Here is a 21605-nt window from a genome sequence, read left to right on the forward strand (position 1 = left end):
CTGGGATTAGCGCGCGAAAAAGGCTACACTTCGGCTTTGAACTATCTATCAAAATAGAAAGAGGCGAAGTCCAACGTGGCTCAATTCGTTTATACCATGCATCGTGTCGGCAAAGTGGTTCCGCCGAAACGTCATATTTTGAAAAATATCTCCCTCAGCTTCTTCCCTGGCGCGAAAATCGGTGTGCTCGGTCTGAACGGCGCCGGTAAGTCTACCCTGCTGCGCATCATGGCCGGTATCGACACCGAGATCGAAGGTGAAGCGCGTCCGCAGCCTGGCATCAAAATCGGCTACCTGCCGCAGGAGCCGCAGCTCAACCCGGAGCACACCGTGCGCGAGTCCGTTGAAGAAGCGGTCGCCGAAGTGGTTAACGCGCTGAAGGGTCTGGACGAAGTGTATGCCAAATACGCCGAGCCGGATGCGGACTTCGATAAGCTTGCCGCCCAGCAAGGCAAGTTCGAAGAGATTATCCAGGCGCACGACGGCCACAACCTGAACGTGCAGCTGGAGCGCGCGGCCGATGCCCTGCGCCTGCCGGACTGGGATGCGAAAATCGCGAATCTTTCCGGTGGTGAACGCCGCCGCGTCGCGCTGTGCCGCCTGCTGCTGGAAAAACCAGATATGCTGCTGCTCGACGAACCGACTAACCACCTGGACGCCGAGTCCGTCGCCTGGCTGGAACGCTTCCTGCACGATTTCGAAGGCACCGTGGTGGCGATTACCCACGACCGTTACTTCCTCGACAACGTCGCCGGCTGGATCCTCGAACTTGACCGCGGCGAAGGTATTCCGTGGGAAGGCAACTACTCCTCCTGGCTGGAGCAGAAAGATCAGCGTCTGGCGCAGGAAGCTTCTCAGGAAGCGGCGCGTCGTAAATCCATCGAGAAAGAGCTCGAGTGGGTTCGCCAGGGCGCGAAAGGCCGTCAGTCTAAGGGCAAAGCCCGTCTGGCGCGCTTTGAAGAGCTTAACAACGTCGAATACCAGAAACGCAACGAGACTAACGAACTGTTCATTCCGCCAGGCGCGCGTCTGGGCGATAAAGTTCTGGAAGTCAGCCATCTGCGCAAATCCTACGGCGACCGCGTGCTGATTGACGATCTGAGCTTCTCGGTACCGAAAGGCGCTATCGTCGGCATCATCGGTCCGAACGGCGCGGGTAAATCCACCCTGTTCCGTATGATGTCCGGCCAGGAGCAGCCAGATTCCGGCACCATCACCCTGGGTGAAACCGTTAAGCTGGCCTCCGTCGATCAGTTCCGCGACGCGATGGACAACAGCAAGACCGTGTGGGAAGAAGTATCCGGCGGCCTGGATATCATGAAGATCGGCAACACCGAGATGCCGAGCCGCGCCTACGTGGGCCGCTTTAACTTCAAAGGCGTCGACCAGGGTAAACGCGTTGGCGAGCTGTCCGGCGGTGAGCGTGGTCGTCTGCACCTGGCGAAACTGCTGCAGGTCGGCGGTAACGTCCTGCTGCTCGATGAACCAACCAACGACCTGGATATCGAAACCCTGCGCGCGCTGGAAAACGCCCTGCTGGAGTTCCCGGGCTGCGCGATGGTTATCTCGCACGACCGCTGGTTCCTTGACCGTATTGCCACCCACATTCTGGATTACCAGGATGAAGGTAAGGTTGAGTTCTTCGAAGGTAACTTTACCGAATACGAAGAGTATAAGAAACGCACCCTCGGCGCCGACGCGCTGGAGCCGAAGCGAATCAAGTACAAGCGTATCGCGAAATAAAACACAAAAAGGCAACGCAAGTTGCCTTTTTTAGGGTTTGCTCCCTCTCCCACCGGGAGAGGGTTGGGGTGAGGGCAACAGCCCGCAGAGCCCCTACCCCTGCTCGCCCATCAGCTGTTTCACCAGCTCAACGCAGCGCAGGAACCGGGCATCGTAGTCCGACTCCTTAACATGGACAAACTCGATCTCGTTCTCTTTCAGCAGCGACACCAGCAGCGACTGAAACTCTTTACGATCCACCGAACTCCCAAGGCTGCGTAACCCATCGGCCACCCACGGGGTATTGTTCTCCAGCAGGATCACCAGGTCGAAACGGTATTCATCAATCAGCGCCTGCACGAACGGGTGCTCACGCCCCTCGTACTTCAGGCAGAAGGCCTGAGTGCTGACGAAGTCGGTATCGATAAACGCCACCTTGTTGGCGTATTTCACTGCAAAATCAATATACTGCGCATGTCCGAGGGCAATTTTATCGTAATCCGAATACTGGAGCGCCATCTCATCGCCGCCAAGATGCGAAAAGACATAATCCCGGCCATATTCCCAGGCGCTGGTGGTATTGAAGATATTGGCGAGCTTATTGACCAGCGTCGATTTACCGCTCGACTCGCCGCCGAGGATCGCCACCGTCCGCACAAAGAACGGTTTCACTTCCGTCGGAATATATTCCCAGTAGCGGAACGGGTTCTCGCGGATCTGCCCGCCGCTAATATTCATAAAGGTCCGCTTAGGATCGATAAGCACCGTCTCGATCCCCAGATGCTCAAGGTACTGCGGCGCATCGGCCTCTTCCGAGGTATAGATCCGGTTCGGCTCGATCCCTTTTTCACTCATAAAAGCGCGGATCCCATGGCTCCAGACGTCCCAGCCATGCGGATAGGGCTCCATCCCCTCTTCATTGAAGGCGTGGATGCGAATATTCTTCTGATATTTAAAGGTCTGCAGCAGCCAGCGCAGGCGGTCAGGCACCGTCGGCTGCTGCGACATGGCGCTCTCTTCAAACAGCTCGCGGTCGCGGGTATCGTCATAGCCCATGATGATATGCAGCTCATCGACCTGGCTACAGGCGCGCTGTATCAGATAGATATGCCCGGTATGCAGCGGGTAAAACTTACCAAACACCACCCCGACGCTTTTCTGCCGGCGGGGAAACTCCAGCCCGAGGAAACGATGCAGCGCTTCAAGCTTCTGCGCGCTCGGGCTTTTGATTTTGGCATTCAGCAGCTGGCTGAGATACCCCTTGGTCATTCCGCTGGCTTCCGCCACCTGCTGCAGGGTACAGCCTTTCTGCTTAATGGCGCTTTTTAAATAGTCAAATGACGACATCGCTAATCTCCTTTTAACTTATTATAAGTCGTCAAAAACGCTTAGCGCGTCTGAAAGCTTTTTCACACCAAAGATTTGCATGCCTTCCGGTACTTTTTTCGGCACATTGGCCGCCGGGACGATGGCGCGGCGGAAACCATGCTTCGCCGCTTCGGATATACGCTCCTGACCGCTCGGCACCGGGCGAATTTCCCCGGCCAGCCCGACTTCGCCAAAGACCACCAGATCCTGCGGCAGCGGGCGATCGCGCAGGCTGGAAACCATCGCCAGCAGCAGCGCCAGGTCAGCGCTGGTTTCGGTAACCTTCACCCCGCCAACCACGTTGACGAAGACGTCCTGATCGGCCATCTGCAGGCCGCCGTGACGATGCAGCACCGCCAGCAGGATCGCCAGACGGTTCTGTTCCAGCCCCACCGCCACGCGGCGCGGGTTGGACATCATCGAGTGATCCACCAGCGCCTGGATCTCCACCAGCAGCGGGCGGGTCCCTTCCCAGACCACCATCACCGAACTGCCGGAGGTGATTTCATCTCCCCGGCTAAGGAAGATAGCGGAGGGGTTGCTGACTTCGCGCAGGCCCTGCTCGGTCATGGCGAAAACGCCGAGTTCATTGACCGCGCCAAAGCGGTTTTTGTGGCTGCGCAGGGTGCGGAAACGGGAATCGGCATCCCCGTCCAGCAGCACCGAGCAGTCGATACAGTGCTCCAGCACCTTCGGACCGGCCAGCGAGCCATCTTTGGTGACGTGGCCGACCATCACAATCGCCACGCCGCGAGTTTTAGCAAAGCGCGTCAAATAAGCCGCGGTTTCACGTACCTGGGCGACACTGCCCGGCGACGACTGCACGTCGGCCATATGCATCACCTGGATGGAGTCGATCACCATCAGCTGCGGCTTTTCTTCATCGGCGATCTGACAGATCTGCTCAATGCTGGTTTCCGAGAGCATGTTCAGGTTGGCCGTCGGCAACCCGAGACGATGGGCGCGCATCGCCACCTGTTGCAGGGACTCCTCCCCGGTGACGTACAGGGTTTTCATCCCCTCCGCAAGTTTGCAGAGGGTTTGCAGCAGCAGCGTCGATTTCCCGGCGCCGGGGTTGCCGCCAATCAGGATCGCGCTGCCCGGCACTACGCCGCCGCCCAGCACGCGGTCAAACTCTTTAAAGCCGGTGGAGAAACGCGGCAGCGCCTCCAGGCTGATATCTGACAGCTTCTGCACCTTCGACACGCCGGCGTTACCGGCATAGCCTGAAAGACGCTCGTTTCTCGCCACCTGCGGCGACGCGGCGATGCGCATCTCGGTGATGGTGTTCCAGGCATGGCAGGCGCTGCACTGCCCCTGCCAGCGCGGATAATCCGCACCACATTCATTACAGACAAATGCGCGTTTTGGAGCTTTCGCCACGTTTACCTCTTACTTTTGGTTCATGCTGCCCGAGAGAATACAGAATACCCCCATCAGGTCAGCGTGGCGGATAGTCACTTCCGCCTGTTCATTCACTTTAGGCTTCGCGTGATAGGCGATGCCGAGGCCTGCCGCCTTAATCATCGGCAGGTCGTTGGCGCCATCACCGATAGCCACAGTTTGCGCCGTTGGGATCTCATACTTTTCCGCCAGCTTGCGCAACGTATTGGCTTTATATTTCGCATCGACGATATCGCCGAGCACGTTGCCGGTGAGCTTGCCGTCGCGGATCTCCAGTTCATTGGCGAACACCGCGTCGAGATGTAGCTTGTCGCGCAGGTACTCGGCAAAGAAGGTGAAGCCGCCGGAGGCGATCGCCACTTTCCAGCCTAACGTTTCCAGCTTGAGCACCAGCTGTGCCAGGCCCGGCATCAGCGGCAGCGCGTCGCGCACCTGCAGTAAAATAGTGGCATCCGCATCTTTCAGCGTCGCCACGCGCTGGCGCAGGCTGGCGGTGAAGTCCAGCTCCCCACGCATCGCCCGCTCGGTCACTTCCGAGACCAGCTCGCCGGTGCCAGCCAGTTTCGCAATCTCATCGATGCATTCGATCTGGATCGCCGTGGAGTCCATATCCATCACCAGTAGCCCTGGGGTGCGCAGATGGGGGATTTTACCCAATGGCGCGACGTCCAGCCCCGCCTCATGCGCCAGTCGCGTCGCACGGGGAGTCAGCGAACCGGCCAGGCGGATCACCTGGTAATCCTCGACCACCCAGGAGGCAACGATCACTAACGCGGCGCCCAGCTCGCGCTGCCAGTCCGTCAGACGGCGCTTATTCAGCCCACGCCCGTACAGCAGCCAGCCGCTGCGCCCGGCGTGATAATCCAGCGGCATGACCTCATCGCCGCTCAGGGAAAGCGGCAACCCAGGCCACAGGGAAACGTCTTCAGGCAGGTCGCACCAGGTCAAACTGTTAGGCATTACGGCTCCACATCTCTTCATTCAGGCGAGGAAAATAACGCATGAGGCTACCTTGTAACCAGCGCTTCTGGCAACATTAAGCTGCAAATTTTCAAAGGTGGAATATGGTTCGCGCAAAACTGAAATTCCGGCTGCATCGTGCGGTCATTGTCCTTATCTGTCTGGCGCTGCTCGTCGCACTGATGCAGGGCGCCTCGTGGTTCAGTCAGAACAGTCAGAAACAACGCAATCCGCAGCTGGAAGAGCTGGCCCGCACGCTGGCGCAGCAGGTGGTACTGAATCTCGTGCCGCTGATGCGCAGCGAAACACCGGACGAGAAGCGCATTAATCAACTGTTGACGCAGCTGACCCATAACAGCCGCGTACTGGACGCCGGCGTGTATGACGAACAGGGCGACCTGGTGGCACGCTCTGGCGAAAGCGTCGAGGTTCGCGACCGGCTGGCGCTGGATGGCAAAAAAGCCGGCGGCTACTTCAACCAGCAGATTGTCGAGCCGGTTCCGGGAAAAAACGGCCCGCTGGGCTACCTGCGTCTGACCCTCGATACTCATACCCTGGCGACCGAGGCGAAGCAGGTGGATAATACCACCAATATATTACGCCTGATGCTGTTACTGTCCCTGGCTATCGGCGTGGTGCTGACCCGCACGCTGCTGCAGGGTAAACGCACCCGCTGGCAGCAATCGCCCTTCCTGCTCACCGCCAACAAACCGGTTGAGGATGAAGACGATGAAAAGAAAGGAAATCTATAATGTCCACATTGCGCCTCCTGCTCTCTGACTCTTACGACCCGTGGTTCAACCTGGCGGTCGAAGAGTGTATTTTCCGCCAGATGCCCGCCACCCAGCGGGTGCTGTTCCTGTGGCGCAATGCCGATACCGTGGTCATCGGCCGCGCGCAGAATCCGTGGAAGGAGTGTAATACTCGCCGCATGGAGGAAGATCACGTGCGGCTGGCCCGTCGCAGCAGCGGCGGCGGCGCGGTGTTCCACGACCTCGGCAATACCTGCTTTACCTTTATGGCAGGCAAACCGGAGTACGACAAAACCGTCTCCACCGCTATCGTGCTGGCGGCGCTCAATTCACTCGGCGTAACCGCCGAAGCCTCCGGGCGCAACGATCTGGTGGTCAAAACCGACAGCGGCGACCGCAAAGTGTCTGGATCCGCCTATCGCGAGACCATCGACCGCGGTTTCCATCACGGCACCCTGCTGCTGAATGCCGATTTAAGTCGCCTCGCTAACTACCTTAACCCGGACCAGAAAAAGCTACAGGCCAAAGGCATTACCTCGGTGCGCGGTCGCGTGGCGAACCTGGTTGAGCTGCTGCCGGGTATTACTCATCAGCACATTTGCGAGGCGATTCAGGAGGCGTTCTTCAGCCATTACGGCGAACGGGTGGACGCCGAGGTGATCTCCCCGGACAACACGCCGGACCTGCCGAATTTTGCCGAGACCTTCGCCCGCCAGAGCAGTTGGGAGTGGAACTTCGGCCAGGCGCCGGCCTTCTCTCATCTGCTGGACGAGCGCTTTCGCTGGGGCGGCGTTGAGCTGCATTTTGATGTCGAGAAAGGCCATATCACCCGCGCACAAGCCTTTACCGATAGCCTGAACCCGGCGCCGCTGGAGGCCCTGGCGGCACGCTTAGTTGGCTGTCAGTATCGGGCGGAAGTCTTGCAGCAGCAGTGTAAGGCGCTGGTCGGCGATTTCCCGGAGCAGGAAGCGGAACTCAAAGAACTGTCGGCGTGGATAGCCGGCGCGGTGCGCTAATAAAAAAAGCCCGCTGCGCTTAGCGGGCCTGGAAAACCGTAGGCCGGGTCAGGCGAAGCCGCCACCCGGCACAACAGGTCTTATTCTTTATCGCCCAGCAGTACCGATTCCAGTGCGATTTTGATCATATCGTTGAAGGTCGTCTGACGCTCAGCGGCAGTGGTCTGCTCGTGAGTACGGATGTGGTCGGAGACGGTGCAGATGGTCAGCGCTTTCGCGCCGAATTCTGCCGCCACTCCGTAGATCCCGGCCGCTTCCATTTCCACGCCCAGGATGCCGTATTTTTCCATCACGTCGAACATGGACGGGTCTGGCGTATAGAACAGGTCAGCGGAGAAGATGTTGCCTACGCGCGCGTCAACGCCCAGCGCTTTCGCCGCGTCTACCGCGTTACGCACCATGCCGAAATCGGCAATCGCCGCGAAATCATGGTCTTTGAAACGCAGACGGTTCACTTTAGAGTCGGTGCACGCGCCCATGCCGATCACCACGTCACGCAGTTTGACATCTTCACGCACCGCGCCGCAGGAGCCCACGCGGATGATTTTCTTCACGCCGAAATCGGTGATCAGCTCTTTGGTGTAGATTGAGCAGGACGGGATACCCATCCCGTGGCCCATCACGGAGATTTTGCGGCCTTTATAAGTACCGGTGAAGCCCAGCATGCCGCGCACGTTGTTCACTTCACGAACGTCTTCAAGGAAGGTTTCTGCAATGTGCTTCGCGCGCAGCGGGTCGCCCGGCATCAAAACGACGTCAGCGAAATCGCCCATTTCTGCGTTAATGTGAGGAGTTGCCATCTTCAGTTCCTTTTACATTGTTGTTTTTGCCGGGTGGCGGCTACGCCTTACCCGGCCTACAAATCGTAGGCCCGGATCGCTGTGCGCCACCGGGCAATGACCTCAGAACATGGCTTTGCCATATTCCATGTCAGACGTACCAAAGTATTTCGCAATAGTCTGGCCGATATCCGCGAAGGTTTCACGGTGACCGAGCGAACCCGGTTTCACTTTCGGGCCGTACACCAGCACCGGAATATGCTCGCGGGTATGGTCGGTACCGGTCCAGGTCGGGTCACAGCCGTGGTCGGCGGTGAGGATCAGAATGTCGTCTTCGCCAACCAGCTCCATCAGCTCCGGCAGACGGCGGTCAAACAGCTCCAGACCCGCCGCGTAGCCGGCGACATCGCGACGGTGGCCCCAGGAGGAGTCAAAGTCGACGAAGTTAGTGAAGACGATGGTCTCGTCGCCCGCTTCCTTCATCTCTTTGATGGTCGCGTCGAACAGCGCGTCCAGCCCGGTGGCTTTCACTTTCTTAGTGATGCCGCAGTTGGCGTAGATGTCGGCGATTTTACCCACGGACACCACGTGGCCGTTCTTCTCGTCAACCAGCTTCTGCAGCACGGTCGGCGCCGGCGGTTCGACCGCCAGATCGTGACGGTTGCCGGTACGCTGGAAGTTACCGGCTTTGTCGCCGATAAACGGACGGGCGATGACGCGGCCAATGTTATAGCCGCCTTCGGTCAGCTCTTCACGCGCGATTTCGCACAGCTCATACAGCTTGTCGAGGCCAAAGGTCTCTTCGTGACAGGCGATCTGGAACACTGAGTCAGCGGAGGTATAGAAGATCGGTTTCCCGGTTTTCATATGTTCTTCGCCGAGCTGATCGAGGATCACCGTCCCGGAGGAGTGGCAGTTGCCGAGGTAGCCCGGCAGGTTCGCACGCTTCACCAGCTTATCCAGCAGCTCCTGCGGGAAGCTGTTTTCATGGTCGCTAAAGTAGCCCCAGTCAAACAGCACCGGCACACCGGCGATTTCCCAGTGACCGGACGGCGTATCTTTACCAGAAGAGAGTTCATGCGCCCAGGCATAGGCACCAATCACTTCGGCATTGCCATCCATTCCGGCGGCAATTTTACCGGTAGAACCTTCATGCGCTTTCACCAGACCCAGACGGGTCAGGTTCGGTAAATTCAGCGGGCCCTTGCGGCCATTGTCAGCCTCGCCTTTGGCGCAGGCTTCCGCAATGTGGCCCATCGTATCGGCGCCGACGTCGCCAAAGCGGTCAGCGTCTTCCGTTGCACCAATCCCAAAGGAGTCCAGCACCATGATAAATGCACGTTTCATCTTGTTCTCCATACATCTTGCGCTGCAAAAAAGCGATCAGATCAGTATATCGCTATTCAGTGATGCGGCGATAGACTGTCGGTGTAATTTCCGGGGCTTTATCGTCCAGTTTAATGGCCGCTTTGACCGCTTTCGCGGCCTCCTGCCAGCTGTTCTCGTCTTTGGCATGGATCACCGCCAGCGGACTCTGTCCGTCAACGTGGTCACCCAGACGCGCCATATCGGTAAAGCCAACGCTATAGTCAATGGTATCTGATGCCTGGCGGCGGCCGCCGCCCATAGAAACCACTGCCATTCCCAGCGCGCGAGTATCCATCGCGCTGATAAAACCTTCGGTATCAGCATAGACCGCTTTGCTCAGCATCGCCGTCGGCAGATAATGATCATAATTCTCGACAAAGTCGGTCGGCCCTTTCTGCGCCGCGACCATGCGGCCAAAGACTTCCGCCGCTTTACCGTTATCCAGCACCGCCTGCAGCTTCGCGCGCGCCTCGGCGTCATCCGCCGCCAGCTTGCCGGAGATCAGCATTTCCACACACAGCGCCATCGTCACGTCGAACAGGCGTGGGTTGCGATATTCGCCGGTCAGGAACTGCACCGCTTCGCGAACTTCAACGGCGTTGCCGGCGCTGGATGCCAGCACCTGATTCATATCGGTCAGCAGCGCGGTGGTACGCACGCCGGCGCCGTTGGCAACACCCACGATCGCTTCGGCCAGCGCGGCAGAGAGTTCATAAGTCGGCATAAAGGCGCCGCTGCCGACTTTGACGTCCATCACCAGCGCGTCCAGCCCTTCCGCCAGTTTCTTGGCCAGAATCGAGGCGGTAATCAGCGGGATGGAGTCCACCGTCGCGGTAATATCGCGGGTGGCATAGAAACGTTTGTCGGCCGGAGCAAGCGAGCTGGTCTGCCCGATAATCGCCACGCCGACATCTTTAATAATCTCGCGGAAGCGGTTGTCGTCCGGGAAGATATCGAAGCCCGGGATCGCTTCCAGTTTATCCAGCGTACCGCCGGTATGGCCGAGGCCACGCCCGGAGATCATCGGTACATAACCGCCGCAGGCGGCCACCATTGGCCCCAACATCAGCGAGGTCACGTCACCCACGCCGCCGGTGGAGTGTTTATCGACGATCGGGCCGTTGAGGTTAAGGCTTTTCCAGTTGAGAACGGTGCCGGAATCCCGCATCGCCATGGTCAGCGAAACACGCTCCGGCATGGACATATCGTGGAAGAAAATGGTCATCGCCAGCGCGGCGATCTGCCCTTCTGAGATAGTATTGTCGCGGATGCCGTTGATGAAAAAGCGGATCTCTTCATCGCTTAATGCATGACCATCACGTTTTTTACGAATAATTTCTTGTGCGAGAAACACGGTAACCTCCCAAAGAGAATAAATTGCCGGATGACGGCGCGAGCGCCTTATCCGGCCTACAGGCATCCATTCGTAGGCCGGATAAGCGCAGCGCCATCCGGCAAATCAAGGGATTAGTAGCTGCTGGCGCTCTTGCCGTCGCCGTGACCCAGCGCTTTCAACAGGCTAGCCAGCAGGCTGGATGCGCCAAAACGATAGTGACGAGAATCGGCCCAGTCGGCGCCGAACAGTTCATCAGCGATCGCCAGGAACTGCTGCGCATCTTCCGCGCTGCGTACGCCGCCGGCAGGCTTGAAGCCAACGGTTTTCTCAACGCCCATATCGCGGATCACTTCCATCATGATGCGCGCGCTTTCCGGCGTCGCATTCACCGGCACTTTACCGGTCGAAGTCTTGATAAAGTCAGCGCCTGCCTTGATAGAGATTTCAGACGCTTTGCGGATCAGCGCTTCTTCTTTCAGCTCACCGGTTTCGATGATCACTTTCAGCAGCACGTTGGCCGCCGCGCAGGCCTCTTTACAGGCTTTCACCAGCTCGAAACCGACCTGCTCGTTGCCGGCGATCAGCGCGCGGTACGGGAAGACCACGTCCACTTCATCGGCACCGTAAGCGATCGCTGCGCGGGTTTCCGCCAGCGCAATGTCGATATCGTCATTACCGTGCGGGAAGTTGGTGACCGTGGCGATGCGAATATCCGGCGTTCCTTGCTCGTTCAGCGTTTTACGGGCAATCGGGATGAAGCGCGGGTAGATACACACCGCCGCAGTGTTACCCACCGGGGTTTTCGCCTGATGACACAGGGCAATGACTTTCTCATTGGTGTCGTCGTCATTCAGGGTGGTCAGGTCCATCAGTTTTAACGCGCGCAGGCTGCTTGCTTTTAAATCAGTCATTTCATACTCCGCCGGCGTCATGCCGGATCAATAGTTTGTTCACCTTGCGAGTCTGTTACTATTGTAACATCCACTCGCTGTTACACTTCGACATTCATCACAGTTAATGAAAACTACTTACTAATTTGCATTACTGTGATGTGATGTGAGTCACAATTAATCATCCATCATCGCGACGCTTATCTTTACGTCCTGTTTAAGCATAACCGGCAAAGCGCAGTGAGTGATGATGTTATTATTCTAACATATCCTACTAAGGTTTCTCGACGCCATGGCGCACAATTTGTGCATATCGTCGCCATAAACAACAGTTTATTATTGAGATATAAAGAATTTTAGATGGACAAAAAATGATGGAATTATCACAGCAGGCCAAAATCGAGGCCTGCTTCGTCTCAGGCGGAAAAGGAGAGGCTTAGCCCGCGAGCGCGGAAAAGAGGCTTTTTGTATTCGCCAACACCGCGGCTTCAATCGTCGGTGCCGGTTCCGCGCGCAGTTCACATAGCGCGTCAAATACGCGCGCCACCTGTTCAGGGCGGTTGGGCTGACCCTGAAAACCATTCAGCGGCATATCCGGCGCATCGGTCTCCAGCAGCAGCGCGGAAAGCGGCAGACGCGCCATCACTTCGCGGGTTTTGCTGGCGCGCGGATAGGTAATAGTGCCGCCAACGCCAATCTTATAGCCGAGCTGAACGAAGCGCTCGGCCTGCTGTAGGCTGCCGGCGAAGCCATGTACCACGCCGGTGCGCGGCAGGGCATGTTTTTTCAGCAGCATCGCCAGCTTATCGTGGGTACGTCGGGAGTGGAGGATCACCGGCAGATCGTAACGCTTCGCCAGCCTCAGTTGCTCCTCCAGCAGCGCTTGCTGGCGGTCAAACTGCGGATCGTCGCGATAGAGATCGAGGCCAATCTCCCCCACCGCCACCAGTTTTGGCGGACGCAGGGACAGACACCTCTCCAGCTGCGCCAACCCCTCATCGGCATGCTGCTCAATGACGATCGGATGCATTCCCAGCGCGGCGTACAGCGCCTCATGCTGCGCCGCCAGCGCCAGCACCCGGTTAAAACGCGCAGCGGAGATGGCCGGGACAATGATCTGCCCGACACCGGCCTGGGCCGCGCGCGCCAGGCTGGCGGTTTCATCCTCGGCGAAGGGAGGAAAATCGAAGTGGCAGTGGGTATCGATAAAACGGTGGCTCATGCCAGATCCTCATGATCAAAGCTGGCGTCATTCGCCTGCGGTGCAGGAATGACAGTCGCCTGAGGCGCTTCATTGGCCACCGGTACGGGCGGCACCACCACCGGCGCAGCCCGGGCAATACGCGGCGCATGGCGCAGCAGCGGCGGCTGGTCGGCCAGCAGTTTACCCACCGTCGCCAGGAAATAGCGGCCACACTGACGTCCGGTTTTGTAGTCCTCCAGCAGCGCCGGCAGCCGACTGCCAAGCGCCATACTGCGCAATGGCCGCTGCGGGTAGATTTCGAAGATCCGCAGCTTGCCGGGTGGCTTCTCGATGAACTGCTGGATAGCGCGGTAAGTGTTTTCGTGGTGGTGCACCAGATTGACCAGCGGCTGCAGGCTGCTCTCCCCCAGCCAGCGCTCCATCCGCTTAAACCACTGCGGGGTATAAAACATCTGCGAGGGGACGGTACGGATCACCACGATGGTCTGCGCGCCGCGGCGGGCCGCCTCCTGCACCGGGATCGCATCGCTGACGCCGCCGTCAAGGTAGCTGACGCCGTCGAGCAACACGCCGCTGCGATAAAAGCCGGGGATGGCGCTGGAGGCGCGGATCAGGTCCAGCCACGTTTGCGGCGTCGGCGAAAAATAGCTGGCAGAGTAATCGTCACCGCGGCAGGCGCACAGCCACAGCTCTTTCCCCAACGCGAACTGCGCTTCAGCATAATTCATGGCCAGCGGCATCTGCTGCGAAGTGGCCTCCACCAGCCAGTCGAGATCGATAAGGTTGCCGCCGCGCACAAAGCGCATCGGATCGAAAAACTGGCGTGAGGTGGTGTAGCGGGTGATAACTTTGCGGGCATAGCCTTGCTGATTACACATGTAGGCGGAGAGGTTTTGCGCGCCGGCGGAGGTCCCCAACATCAGATCAAAGGGGTTAAATCCGGCGCGCATAAATTCGTCCAGCACCCCGGCAGTAAAAATCCCTCGCTGTCCCCCGCCTTCGCATACCAGCGCCAGCTTACCTGGTCGGAAGGGTTTAACCGCCAGCGGGGCGATATTGCCCAGCGTGACGGGAATGCGTTGCCCCACCCTGCTTTCCTGTTCGATTGGTCTTCTCCTGACAAGGTAACGCAATTTTCCCACCGCTTAAACCGCGAAAGCCAGTCCGCAGGACTGGCTTTGTGTAAGATGACGTGTCAGTAAAAATGCTCAGGCTTCAGCATCGCCCGCATCGCGGGCCACCTAAGGACGTCTGCGTCCTGTAAACAGGCTCACCAGGAACAGGATAATCCCGACGACAAAGACGATTTTCGCGGCGCCAGCGGCAGTACCCGCCAGACCACCAAAGCCCAGGGCCGCAGCAATTAATGCAATGACCAGAAAAATAATTCCCCATCGAAACATACTTTTCTCCTTACCATAATGGACGGTGAACAGCGGTTTGCGCACCCTTTCTGTATAGCTCATCGCTCAGAGGATGCTGCTATTCGTTCGGCAACCTTGGCCAGACAACACTTTTGTTAATAACTCGATTTACTTAACGCTAAGATCGTTGCGGACGCTTTTCACGCCGGAGACCGCTTTCGCAATCTCTGCCGCACGCTCCGCCTGCGCCGCGGAAGCCACCGTACCGGTCAGATGCACCGCGCCGGCGTTGGTTTCGACTTTCACATTGCGCGAAGGGACAATGTCATCCGCCAACAGCTTGGCTTTCACTTCGCTGGTAATGGCGGTATCCCCGGCATAGCCTTTCAGCGTCGCCGTCTCGCTCGATGATTTATGATGGACCGTCAGCTTGTCGTTAACGTGCGAGACGCCTTCGACCCCTTTCGCTACGCTCAGTGCCTGACTTTTCTGTTCAGTACTGGTGACGTCGCCGCTGAGGGTGACCACTTTATTCTCCGTTTTCACCGAAATATCGCCGGAGTTAATATCTTTATGGTCGATCAACGCCGCTTTTACCCGCGCGGTAATGGTGCTGTCATCCATAAAATCGCCGACTTTATTAATCGAATTGTCTACCGCCTCTCCCGCATTGCTGGCAGCCGACTTCGCACTGTCTACCGTTGTTTTTTCCGTCTCTGCCGAGGCGTTCAACGCGGCTAAGCCTAAGAAGAGCGCCAGCAACATATTGGCATTCTTTAGTCTGGTCATCGTGATGTCCTCGTTTTTTCACCAGCGCTGGCGTCTGAAAGCAGTGAATTACGCCAGCATTTTTAAAATCACGAATTAAATATAGTAGACAGACGAAGGGGTTGCGGATGATATGGACAAAAAACAGACGAATTAGCGGTGTTTTAAGAACTTTCCAGAAGGAGGGAAACGCGAGCGTGGAAAGAAAAAAGCGCGGGCTATGCCGCGCTTCATCAGGGATTAGTGCTCGCGCGTTTTGCGGAACACCACGTCAGGATAACGCTCCTGCGTCAGGTTCAGGTTGACCATTGTCGGGGCGATATAGGTCAGATTATCACCGCCATCCAGCGCCAGCTGAACTTCGTTTTTACGTTTGAACTCTTCGAATTTCTTCACATCCGTGGATTCAACCCAGCGCGCGGTGGCCACGTTGACCGATTCGTAAATCGCTTCCACGTTGTATTCGCTTTTCAGACGCGCGACCACCACGTCAAACTGCAGCACACCAACGGCGCCGACGATCAGGTCGTTATTGGCGATCGGACGGAAGACCTGTACCGCGCCCTCTTCAGAGAGCTGAACCAGCCCTTTCAGCAGCTGTTTCTGCTTCAGCGGATCCTTCAGGCGAATACGACGGAACAGTTCCGGTGCGAAGTTCGGAATACCGGTGAACTTCATCATCTCGCCCTGGGTGAAGGTATCGCCAATCTGAATGGTGCCGTGGTTATGCAGGCCGATGATATCGCCCGGATACGCTTCTTCAACGTGAGAACGGTCGCCGGCCATAAAGGTCAGCGCGTCGGAAATCACGACGTCTTTACCGATACGCACCTGACGCAGCTTCATGCCTTTTTCATATTTGCCGGACACCACGCGCATGAAAGCCACACGGTCGCGGTGTTTCGGGTCCATGTTGGCCTGAATTTTAAACACGAAGCCGGTGAATTTCTCTTCCGTGGCGGTGACTTCACGCGTGTCGGTGTTACGCGGCATCGGCGCCGGCGCCCACTCCACCAGGCCATCCAGCATATGGTCAACGCCGAAGTTACCTAACGCAGTCCCGAAGAACACCGGGGTGATTTCGCCCGCCAGGAACAGATCTTTATCGAACTCGTTTGACGCGCCCTGCACCAGCTCCAGCTCGTCGCGCAACTGCTGCGCCAGGTCTTCCCCCACCGCTGCGTCGAGTTCCGGGTTGTTGAGCCCCTTCACGATGCGCACTTCCTGAATGGTGTGGCCTTTACCGGTCTGATACAGGTAGGTTTCATCTTTGTAGAGATGATAAACGCCTTTGAACAGCTTGCCGCAGCCGATAGGCCAGGTAATCGGCGCGCAGCCGATTTTCAGCTCATTCTCAACTTCATCCAGCAACTCCATCGGATCGCGGATATCACGGTCGAGTTTGTTCATAAAGGTGAGGATCGGCGTGTCGCGCAGACGGGTAACTTCCATCAGCTTACGGGTCCGGTCTTCAACGCCTTTCGCCGCGTCGATCACCATCAGACAGCAGTCAACCGCCGTCAGAGTACGGTAGGTATCTTCGGAGAAGTCTTCGTGCCCCGGCGTATCCAGCAGGTTCACCAGGCAGTCGTGATACGGGAACTGCATCACCGAGGTGGTGATTGAGATCCCACGCTGCTTTTCCATCTCCATCCAGTCGGACTTTGCATGCTGGCTGGAGCCACGGCCTTTTACGGTACCGGCGGTCTGAATCGCCTGTCCGAACAGCAGCACCTTTTCGGTGATGGTGGTCTTACCGGCATCCGGGTGAGAAATAATGGCAAAAGTGCGGCGTTTGGCCACCTCTTGCAGATAAGGAGACAACGTCATAATTAATCTTCTAAGTAAACGCAGCAACGGGCTGCGCATGTGGAATACGAAAAATTGCGGCTATTTTACCCATCAATGGGGGGGAGGCAATCAGTGTTTACACAGGAGCTGCTCCAGTTCGCTTAACGAGGTCACCGTCCAGTCGGGCTGCAGGTCTACCGGCAGCGTTTGCTGGTGCGCATTCAGCCAGCAGGTCGCCAGGCCGGCATTCACGCCGCCGCGGATATCCGACTCAGCGGTATCACCGACCATCAGTACTCGCGAGCGCGGTGGATTACCCGCCTGCGCCAGCGCGTAATCGAAGATGCGCGCATCCGGCTTGGCGACGCCGACTTCTTCAGAAATAATCAGTAAATCAAAGTGATCGCGTAAACCTGTGCGTTCCAGACGAGTCTGCTGCAGCGAGGTAAAACCGTTGGTGATGATGCCCATCCTGACCTTGCCCTGCAGCGCGTTGAGCAGCGAGACCGCCCCCGGCAGCGGGGCACAGATTTCCGCCATCGCATTCATAAACGCGTCGTTGAGCTCACCCGGCTTAACATTCAAACGTTCCGCCCAGCTGTCAAAGCGCTGGTGCTGCAGCTGCAGCGAGGTGATGACGCCGTTTTGATAATCCACCCACAGCGGCTTATTCACGGCCTGATAGTCCTGAAAATCTTCGGCGGTAAATGTCACGCTGTAGTCGAGAAACATCCGCTGTAAGCCGCTGAAAGAATCAAACGAAAACAACGTTTCATCGGCATCAAAGAAAATCCAGTCCCATTTCATCGTATCACCTTGTCTTACATACTGATTGGCAGAGCCATAATAATGGCGTCTTCGCGCCCGTCGACCGTCGGATAGTAGTTGCGGCGGATGGTCGCTTCGTTAAAACCCACGCTTTCATAGAGCGCAATGGCGGCAGCGTTGGAAGCGCGCACCTCCAGCCACAGCGTGACGACGCCGCGTTTTTCAACTTCATCAATAACATGTTCCAGCAGTTCCCGTCCCAGGCCACGGCGCTGGTATGCGGGGTCGACGGCGATGTTAAACAGCGTCGCTTCATCAAGGACAATCTGAGTAATGGCAAATGCCGCCATTTCCCCATCCACTGCCAGTTGGTAATTCAGATAACGTTCACCCTGATTGCTGGCAAAGGTCTGTTCGCTCCACGGGAAAGCGTGGGCGCGTTTTTCGATTTGCCAGGCGTTGGATAAATCAGCCGTGCTGAGGGTAGAAATCGTGTTCATGTGCGCAGATTTGTTGCCAGAGCGCCCTGCGAGCAGGCGCGCTGGTCTGAAGTTCATCAAAAGCGGGGGTGGACACCTGGGCGCCCGCCAGCGGCAGCGACGCCTCTGTGCCCAACCGCCAGCTGTTGCAACGGCTGTCCTGCGGCAGCATCGCCACCCGCTCGGGGGTAAGCTGCAGGACCTGATCTGGCGTCACGGCCAGCGCGCGTAATATGTCGCCAATCAGCGGCTCTGTCAGCGACGGCGGGGTTTCTGCCACCATCACCAGGCGAATATGTTCAGGAAGCGAGATAGCGATTTCGCCCTGCAACGCCCCCGGTCGGCGCAGCGACCACTGGGTAATGCCCAGCTGCTGTAATTGCCAGTCTCGTCGGGATGTCATAGCGAAACACTCCTGGTAAACAAGCGCGCAATATAGCAAATCCGTCGTATCTGCGCCAACAAACTACTATAATCGGCGCCAGTCTTAATGAAGGAGTGTTTCATGTCCGCTTTTACCCCGGCAAGTGAAGTCTTGCTGCGCCACAGTGATGATTTCGAGTCCGCCCGCGTTCTGTTTGCCGGTGACCTGCAGGATGACCTGCCTGCGCGTCTGGATACCGCGGCCAGCCGCGCTCATACCCAACAGTTCCACCACTGGCAGGTGCTGAACCGTCAGATGGGTGACAACGTCCGTTTTAGCTTAGTGGCCGAGGCCGCCGACGTCGCCGATTGCGACACCCTGATCTACTACTGGCCGAAGAACAAACCCGAGGCGCAGTTCCAGCTGATGAACCTGCTCTCTCTGCTGCCGGTGGGAATCGATATTTTCGTCGTCGGGGAAAACCGTAGCGGCGTTCGCAGCGCAGAGCAAATGCTGGCCGAATATGCCCCGCTGAATAAAATCGACAGCGCCCGTCGCTGTGGCCTCTACCATGGTCGTCTGGAAAAGCAGCCGACCTTCGACGCCGACGCATTCTGGGGCGAGTATGCGCTGGATAATCTGACGATTAAAACGCTGCCTGGCGTGTTTAGTCGCGACGGTCTGGACGTCGGCAGTCAGCTGCTGCTGTCCACTCTCGAGCCGCATACCAAAGGGAAAGTGCTGGATGTCGGCTGCGGCGCGGGCGTGCTGGCCGCAGTGCTGGCCAGCCATTCGCCGAAGGTGCGTCTGACCCTGTGCGACGTCAGCGCCCCGGCGGTCGAAGCCAGCCGCGCGACGCTTGCCGCTAATGGTTTTGCAGGCGATGTGTTTGCCAGCAACGTCTTTTCGGAGGTCAATGGTCGCTTCGACATGATCATCTCCAACCCGCCATTCCATGATGGGCTGCAGACCAGCCTCGAAGCGGCCCAGGCGCTGATCCGCGGCGCGGTTCGCCATCTGAACAGCGGCGGCGAACTGCGCATTGTCGCCAACGCCTTCCTGCCGTATCCCCAGGTGCTGGATGAGACATTTGGCTTCCATGAAGTGATCGCCCAAACAGGACGGTTTAAGGTCTATCGCACCATCATGACCCGCCAGGCGAAAAAATAATCGTCTTCTGGCACCAGCGGCCCATTTGTGGTGCCGCTGGCCCTTCTTCGCGGCAAACCCGCCCATTTTTGCAGCAATCGATACAACCTGCATAATTAACTATTGACGTGCCGCCGAAAACCACTAGAATGCGCCTCCGTGGTAACGATACTTTCATAGTGTCGATGGTATGCGAAGGTGGCGGAATTGGTAGACGCGCTAGCTTCAGGTGTTAGTGTCCTTACGGACGTGGGGGTTCAAGTCCCCCCCCTCGCACCATAATCCACAAAGATATTGCTCGCACTGGGCGAAGGTGGCGGAATTGGTAGACGCGCTAGCTTCAGGTGTTAGTGTCCTTACGGACGTGGGGGTTCAAGTCCCCCCCCTCGCACCAACGAGGCAATATCCTAAAGAAAGAATACTGTGCGAAGGTGGCGGAATTGGTAGACGCGCTAGCTTCAGGTGTTAGTGTCCTTACGGACGTGGGGGTTCAAGTCCCCCCCCTCGCACCAATATTCTTTTCTCTTCCGGCATTATCCCCCTAGTTTAAAATCCAGAATCATCAGCATTATTCCACCAATCAATGCAACGCAAGATGGCAGCAGGATAAAATGGCGCAGTTGACGATGCCATATCATCGCTGCGGACATCAGCATGCCCACCGTGACCAGCGCCCGCCACACATCGGCCGAGACTCCGGCATACCCGAGAGCGGCAATCAGCACGCCGGGAACCACCACACCCCAACCACTCCCTAATGCCCGCTGCAACATGGTTTCACCTCTCAAAACGATAATGATAACCAATATCATATGATAACATTTATCATTTGTCATTTGCGATGTGCTTTGCGTCTTTTTCTTTACGTTCGCGGTAATGACATACATTCATGAAGGTGATAAATTAAGCGGATTATCGATATATATTAAATATTTTGCTTATTTTGCAAATAACCTTTTTTTGCACATTGTTATCAGACTCTTCATTTTTGGCTTTCATCATTTTGAAATTTAACGACTAATAATGATTCTTCCGATATGACTGCACAAACCTGGCGAGCACACTACGCACAAAAATATCAATATTCCTTACGGCTTTTTTTACTGCTTAATTTCATTTCCTCCTCTCTGTCGCTGGTCAGCCCACTATTTACGGTAGTTCGTTTTACGCTGCCCTGCGCCCTGATCGTGACCTGCAGCGGGCTGTTGCTGCTCTGGCACTGGAAATGGCCGCAAGCGAAAATAAATATTCCGGCTATCTCGTTGTTATTTGGCATGCTCTGGGCATGGCACGTGGTGGCAAAAGCGATGCTATTGACACCGCCGCATTTTAACTATCTGGTAATCGCCCTATTAAGCATTCTGTTTATCGGCACCATCGCTTTTTCCAATAATATCACTGCCTTTACCCTTCACTCTTTACCGACTTTCCTTATCTGCCTGATAATGTCAGAGGGGGAACAATGGTTGCGCATGACCTACTGTTTTGTGCTGCCTATTGCCGGTATTACCCTGCAAAATATTATCCAGAAGCGCAACGATGCCTTCACGCAAGGATTAATGGATAAACTGATGCAGGAACGCAACACGCTCAACGATCTCAGTATGCTGGATCCCCTGACCGGTTTGTATAATCGCCGCGGGCTACAGAACCGCCTCGACACCCTGCTGGCGCTGGACGGAGACAACCACTTTGTGCTGCTCCTCGATATCGATCACTTTAAAGCCTATAACGACCACTATGGCCATATGATGGGCGACCAGGCGCTGATTCGCGTCTCTGCCGCGATCCGCAACGCCGTGCGCTCACGCGATATTGTCGCTCGTTTTGGTGGGGAAGAATTTATGGTCCTGCTGACCAACAGCAGCGAGGAAACCGCCTGGCAGGCTGCCGAACGCATTCGCCAGCGGGTCTATGATCTGAAGATCCCGCATATGTTTAATGAAAGTGTCGCCACCAACGTGACCATCAGCATTGGCCTGACGCCGCTCATTGATGACAACATTGAGCAAGCGCTGGCACGAGCCGATGGCGCACTGTATGAGGCCAAAAATAAAGGACGCAATATTATTCTTGCCAGTTAGCTTTTCCTTCGCGCGCCGCGGTATCGCGGCGCCGACAAA

The 21605-nt window shown here is 56.9% G+C and carries 22 protein-coding genes and 3 tRNA genes; 9 read left to right on the forward strand and 16 right to left on the reverse strand.

The annotated features are described in order from the left end of the window. Positions 1 to 75: 75 nt before the first annotated feature. Positions 76 to 1743 (forward strand): energy-dependent translational throttle protein EttA, encoded by a 1668-nt coding sequence (gene ettA / locus AC3EMD_RS23705; protein WP_012968984.1) that lies wholly within the window; start codon positions 76 to 78, stop codon positions 1741 to 1743. A gap of 93 nt (positions 1744 to 1836) precedes the next feature. Here ettA and nadR read toward each other — a convergent pair whose 3' ends face one another. From nadR to serB, 3 genes are read right to left on the reverse strand one after another with little or no spacing between them, the layout of a single operon-like run. After that, complete coding sequence (gene nadR / locus AC3EMD_RS23710; protein ID WP_002887802.1) at positions 1837 to 3069, reverse strand: multifunctional transcriptional regulator/nicotinamide-nucleotide adenylyltransferase/ribosylnicotinamide kinase NadR; 1233 nt, start codon at positions 3067 to 3069, stop codon at positions 1837 to 1839. A gap of 21 nt (positions 3070 to 3090) precedes the next feature. Further along, positions 3091 to 4473 (reverse strand): DNA repair protein RadA, encoded by a 1383-nt coding sequence (radA, locus tag AC3EMD_RS23715; RefSeq protein WP_002887800.1) that lies wholly within the window; start codon positions 4471 to 4473, stop codon positions 3091 to 3093. A 9-nt stretch (positions 4474 to 4482) separates the two neighbouring features. Continuing rightward, the gene (gene serB, locus AC3EMD_RS23720; RefSeq protein ID WP_012542919.1) at positions 4483 to 5454 is read right to left on the reverse strand and encodes a phosphoserine phosphatase; all 972 of its coding nucleotides are present in this window, start codon (positions 5452 to 5454) and stop codon (positions 4483 to 4485) included. A gap of 104 nt (positions 5455 to 5558) precedes the next feature. On the opposite strand from serB, the gene AC3EMD_RS23725 reads away from it, so the two are divergent. Beyond that, entirely contained in the window at positions 5559 to 6206 is a 648-nt protein-coding gene (locus AC3EMD_RS23725; RefSeq protein WP_012542920.1) for a YtjB family periplasmic protein, read from the forward strand. Continuing rightward, a complete protein-coding gene (gene lplA, locus AC3EMD_RS23730) occupies positions 6206 to 7222 on the forward strand; it encodes a lipoate--protein ligase (RefSeq protein ID WP_050887444.1) in 1017 nt (338 codons plus the stop codon). The genes AC3EMD_RS23725 and lplA overlap by 1 nt, the downstream gene beginning before the upstream one ends. An 80-nt stretch (positions 7223 to 7302) precedes the next feature. On the opposite strand, the gene deoD is transcribed toward lplA, so the two are convergent. From deoD to AC3EMD_RS23790, 12 genes are all read right to left on the reverse strand, one after another. After that, positions 7303 to 8022: a purine-nucleoside phosphorylase gene (gene deoD / locus AC3EMD_RS23735; RefSeq protein ID WP_002887789.1), complete on the reverse strand. Its 720-nt coding sequence runs from the start codon at positions 8020 to 8022 to the stop codon at positions 7303 to 7305. A gap of 102 nt (positions 8023 to 8124) precedes the next feature. Further along, entirely contained in the window at positions 8125 to 9348 is a 1224-nt protein-coding gene (deoB, locus tag AC3EMD_RS23740; RefSeq protein ID WP_012542922.1) for a phosphopentomutase, read from the reverse strand. Positions 9349 to 9400: 52 nt separating this feature from the next. Beyond that, a complete protein-coding gene (gene deoA, locus AC3EMD_RS23745; protein WP_302073796.1) occupies positions 9401 to 10723 on the reverse strand; it encodes a thymidine phosphorylase in 1323 nt (440 codons plus the stop codon). Between the two features lie 113 nt (positions 10724 to 10836). Next, positions 10837 to 11616, reverse strand: a complete 780-nt coding sequence (deoC, locus tag AC3EMD_RS23750) for a deoxyribose-phosphate aldolase (RefSeq protein WP_002887784.1) — start codon at positions 11614 to 11616, stop codon at positions 10837 to 10839. Positions 11617 to 12031: 415 nt separating this feature from the next. Next, the gene (locus tag AC3EMD_RS23755) at positions 12032 to 12817 is read right to left on the reverse strand and encodes a metal-dependent hydrolase (RefSeq protein WP_012542923.1); all 786 of its coding nucleotides are present in this window, start codon (positions 12815 to 12817) and stop codon (positions 12032 to 12034) included. Beyond that, a complete protein-coding gene (locus AC3EMD_RS23760; protein WP_016160262.1) occupies positions 12814 to 13887 on the reverse strand; it encodes a patatin-like phospholipase family protein in 1074 nt (357 codons plus the stop codon). Before AC3EMD_RS23760 ends, AC3EMD_RS23755 begins: the two co-directional genes overlap by 4 nt. Positions 13888 to 14040: 153 nt before the next feature. Beyond that, entirely contained in the window at positions 14041 to 14202 is a 162-nt protein-coding gene (locus tag AC3EMD_RS23765) for a DUF1328 domain-containing protein (protein WP_002887716.1), read from the reverse strand. A 129-nt stretch (positions 14203 to 14331) separates the two neighbouring features. Continuing rightward, entirely contained in the window at positions 14332 to 14952 is a 621-nt protein-coding gene (osmY, locus tag AC3EMD_RS23770) for a molecular chaperone OsmY (RefSeq protein WP_008807528.1), read from the reverse strand. Between the two features lie 219 nt (positions 14953 to 15171). Continuing rightward, positions 15172 to 16761 (reverse strand): peptide chain release factor 3, encoded by a 1590-nt coding sequence (prfC, locus tag AC3EMD_RS23775; RefSeq protein WP_008807529.1) that lies wholly within the window; start codon positions 16759 to 16761, stop codon positions 15172 to 15174. 90 nt (positions 16762 to 16851) lie between these two features. Continuing rightward, entirely contained in the window at positions 16852 to 17529 is a 678-nt protein-coding gene (yjjG, locus tag AC3EMD_RS23780; RefSeq protein WP_008807530.1) for a pyrimidine 5'-nucleotidase, read from the reverse strand. 14 nt (positions 17530 to 17543) lie between these two features. Further along, positions 17544 to 17990, reverse strand: coding sequence for a ribosomal protein S18-alanine N-acetyltransferase (gene rimI / locus AC3EMD_RS23785; protein WP_008807531.1), 447 nt, complete (start codon positions 17988 to 17990; stop codon positions 17544 to 17546). Beyond that, on the reverse strand, positions 17959 to 18372 hold the full coding sequence (locus tag AC3EMD_RS23790; protein ID WP_004146046.1) for a DNA polymerase III subunit psi: 414 nt from the start codon (positions 18370 to 18372) through the stop codon (positions 17959 to 17961). The genes rimI and AC3EMD_RS23790 overlap by 32 nt, the downstream gene beginning before the upstream one ends. A gap of 102 nt (positions 18373 to 18474) precedes the next feature. Between AC3EMD_RS23790 and rsmC the strand changes: the two genes are divergently transcribed. The 4 genes from rsmC to AC3EMD_RS23810 all read left to right on the forward strand — a co-directional run bounded on the left by rsmC (position 18475) and on the right by AC3EMD_RS23810 (position 19994). Next, complete coding sequence (gene rsmC / locus AC3EMD_RS23795) at positions 18475 to 19503, forward strand: 16S rRNA (guanine(1207)-N(2))-methyltransferase RsmC (protein ID WP_008807532.1); 1029 nt, start codon at positions 18475 to 18477, stop codon at positions 19501 to 19503. A gap of 171 nt (positions 19504 to 19674) precedes the next feature. Beyond that, positions 19675 to 19761 (forward strand) — tRNA-Leu (locus AC3EMD_RS23800). A gap of 28 nt (positions 19762 to 19789) precedes the next feature. Continuing rightward, positions 19790 to 19876 (forward strand) — tRNA-Leu (locus AC3EMD_RS23805). A gap of 31 nt (positions 19877 to 19907) precedes the next feature. Continuing rightward, positions 19908 to 19994: transfer RNA gene (locus AC3EMD_RS23810), tRNA-Leu, on the forward strand. A 21-nt stretch (positions 19995 to 20015) separates the two neighbouring features. Here the strand turns inward: AC3EMD_RS23810 and AC3EMD_RS23815 are convergent. Continuing rightward, on the reverse strand, positions 20016 to 20255 hold the full coding sequence (locus tag AC3EMD_RS23815) for a DUF1435 domain-containing protein (RefSeq protein ID WP_012542928.1): 240 nt from the start codon (positions 20253 to 20255) through the stop codon (positions 20016 to 20018). Positions 20256 to 20325: 70 nt separating this feature from the next. Here AC3EMD_RS23815 and AC3EMD_RS23820 point away from each other — a divergent pair, with 70 nt between their 5' ends. Together AC3EMD_RS23820 and AC3EMD_RS23825 are read left to right on the forward strand one after the other, a co-directional pair. Next, positions 20326 to 20496, forward strand: coding sequence for a hypothetical protein (locus AC3EMD_RS23820; RefSeq protein WP_012542929.1), 171 nt, complete (start codon positions 20326 to 20328; stop codon positions 20494 to 20496). Positions 20497 to 20519: 23 nt separating this feature from the next. Next, positions 20520 to 21566: a GGDEF domain-containing protein gene (locus AC3EMD_RS23825; RefSeq protein WP_110203890.1), complete on the forward strand. Its 1047-nt coding sequence runs from the start codon at positions 20520 to 20522 to the stop codon at positions 21564 to 21566. The last annotated feature ends 39 nt before the right edge of the window (positions 21567 to 21605 follow it).

This window comes from Klebsiella sp. PK18 (genome assembly GCF_057784655.1).

Excerpts from the sequence above, each read along its gene's own strand:
- nadR (WP_002887802.1), bottom strand. The coding sequence starts at position 3,069 with ATGTCGTCATTTGACTATTTAAAAAGCGCCATTAAGCAGAAAGGCTGT.
- serB (WP_012542919.1), bottom strand. The coding sequence starts at position 5,454 with ATGCCTAACAGTTTGACCTGGTGCGACCTGCCTGAAGACGTTTCCCTG.
- AC3EMD_RS23725 (WP_012542920.1), top strand. The coding sequence starts at position 5,559 with ATGGTTCGCGCAAAACTGAAATTCCGGCTGCATCGTGCGGTCATTGTC.
- lplA (WP_050887444.1), top strand. The coding sequence starts at position 6,206 with ATGTCCACATTGCGCCTCCTGCTCTCTGACTCTTACGACCCGTGGTTC.
- deoD (WP_002887789.1), bottom strand. The coding sequence starts at position 8,022 with ATGGCAACTCCTCACATTAACGCAGAAATGGGCGATTTCGCTGACGTC.
- deoB (WP_012542922.1), bottom strand. The coding sequence starts at position 9,348 with ATGAAACGTGCATTTATCATGGTGCTGGACTCCTTTGGGATTGGTGCA.
- deoC (WP_002887784.1), bottom strand. The coding sequence starts at position 11,616 with ATGACTGATTTAAAAGCAAGCAGCCTGCGCGCGTTAAAACTGATGGAC.
- AC3EMD_RS23755 (WP_012542923.1), bottom strand. The coding sequence starts at position 12,817 with ATGAGCCACCGTTTTATCGATACCCACTGCCACTTCGATTTTCCTCCC.
- AC3EMD_RS23765 (WP_002887716.1), bottom strand. The coding sequence starts at position 14,202 with ATGTTTCGATGGGGAATTATTTTTCTGGTCATTGCATTAATTGCTGCG.
- osmY (WP_008807528.1), bottom strand. The coding sequence starts at position 14,952 with ATGACCAGACTAAAGAATGCCAATATGTTGCTGGCGCTCTTCTTAGGC.
- prfC (WP_008807529.1), bottom strand. The coding sequence starts at position 16,761 with ATGACGTTGTCTCCTTATCTGCAAGAGGTGGCCAAACGCCGCACTTTT.
- yjjG (WP_008807530.1), bottom strand. The coding sequence starts at position 17,529 with ATGAAATGGGACTGGATTTTCTTTGATGCCGATGAAACGTTGTTTTCG.
- rimI (WP_008807531.1), bottom strand. The coding sequence starts at position 17,990 with ATGAACACGATTTCTACCCTCAGCACGGCTGATTTATCCAACGCCTGG.
- AC3EMD_RS23790 (WP_004146046.1), bottom strand. The coding sequence starts at position 18,372 with ATGACATCCCGACGAGACTGGCAATTACAGCAGCTGGGCATTACCCAG.
- rsmC (WP_008807532.1), top strand. The coding sequence starts at position 18,475 with ATGTCCGCTTTTACCCCGGCAAGTGAAGTCTTGCTGCGCCACAGTGAT.
- AC3EMD_RS23815 (WP_012542928.1), bottom strand. The coding sequence starts at position 20,255 with ATGTTGCAGCGGGCATTAGGGAGTGGTTGGGGTGTGGTGGTTCCCGGC.
- AC3EMD_RS23825 (WP_110203890.1), top strand. The coding sequence starts at position 20,520 with ATGACTGCACAAACCTGGCGAGCACACTACGCACAAAAATATCAATAT.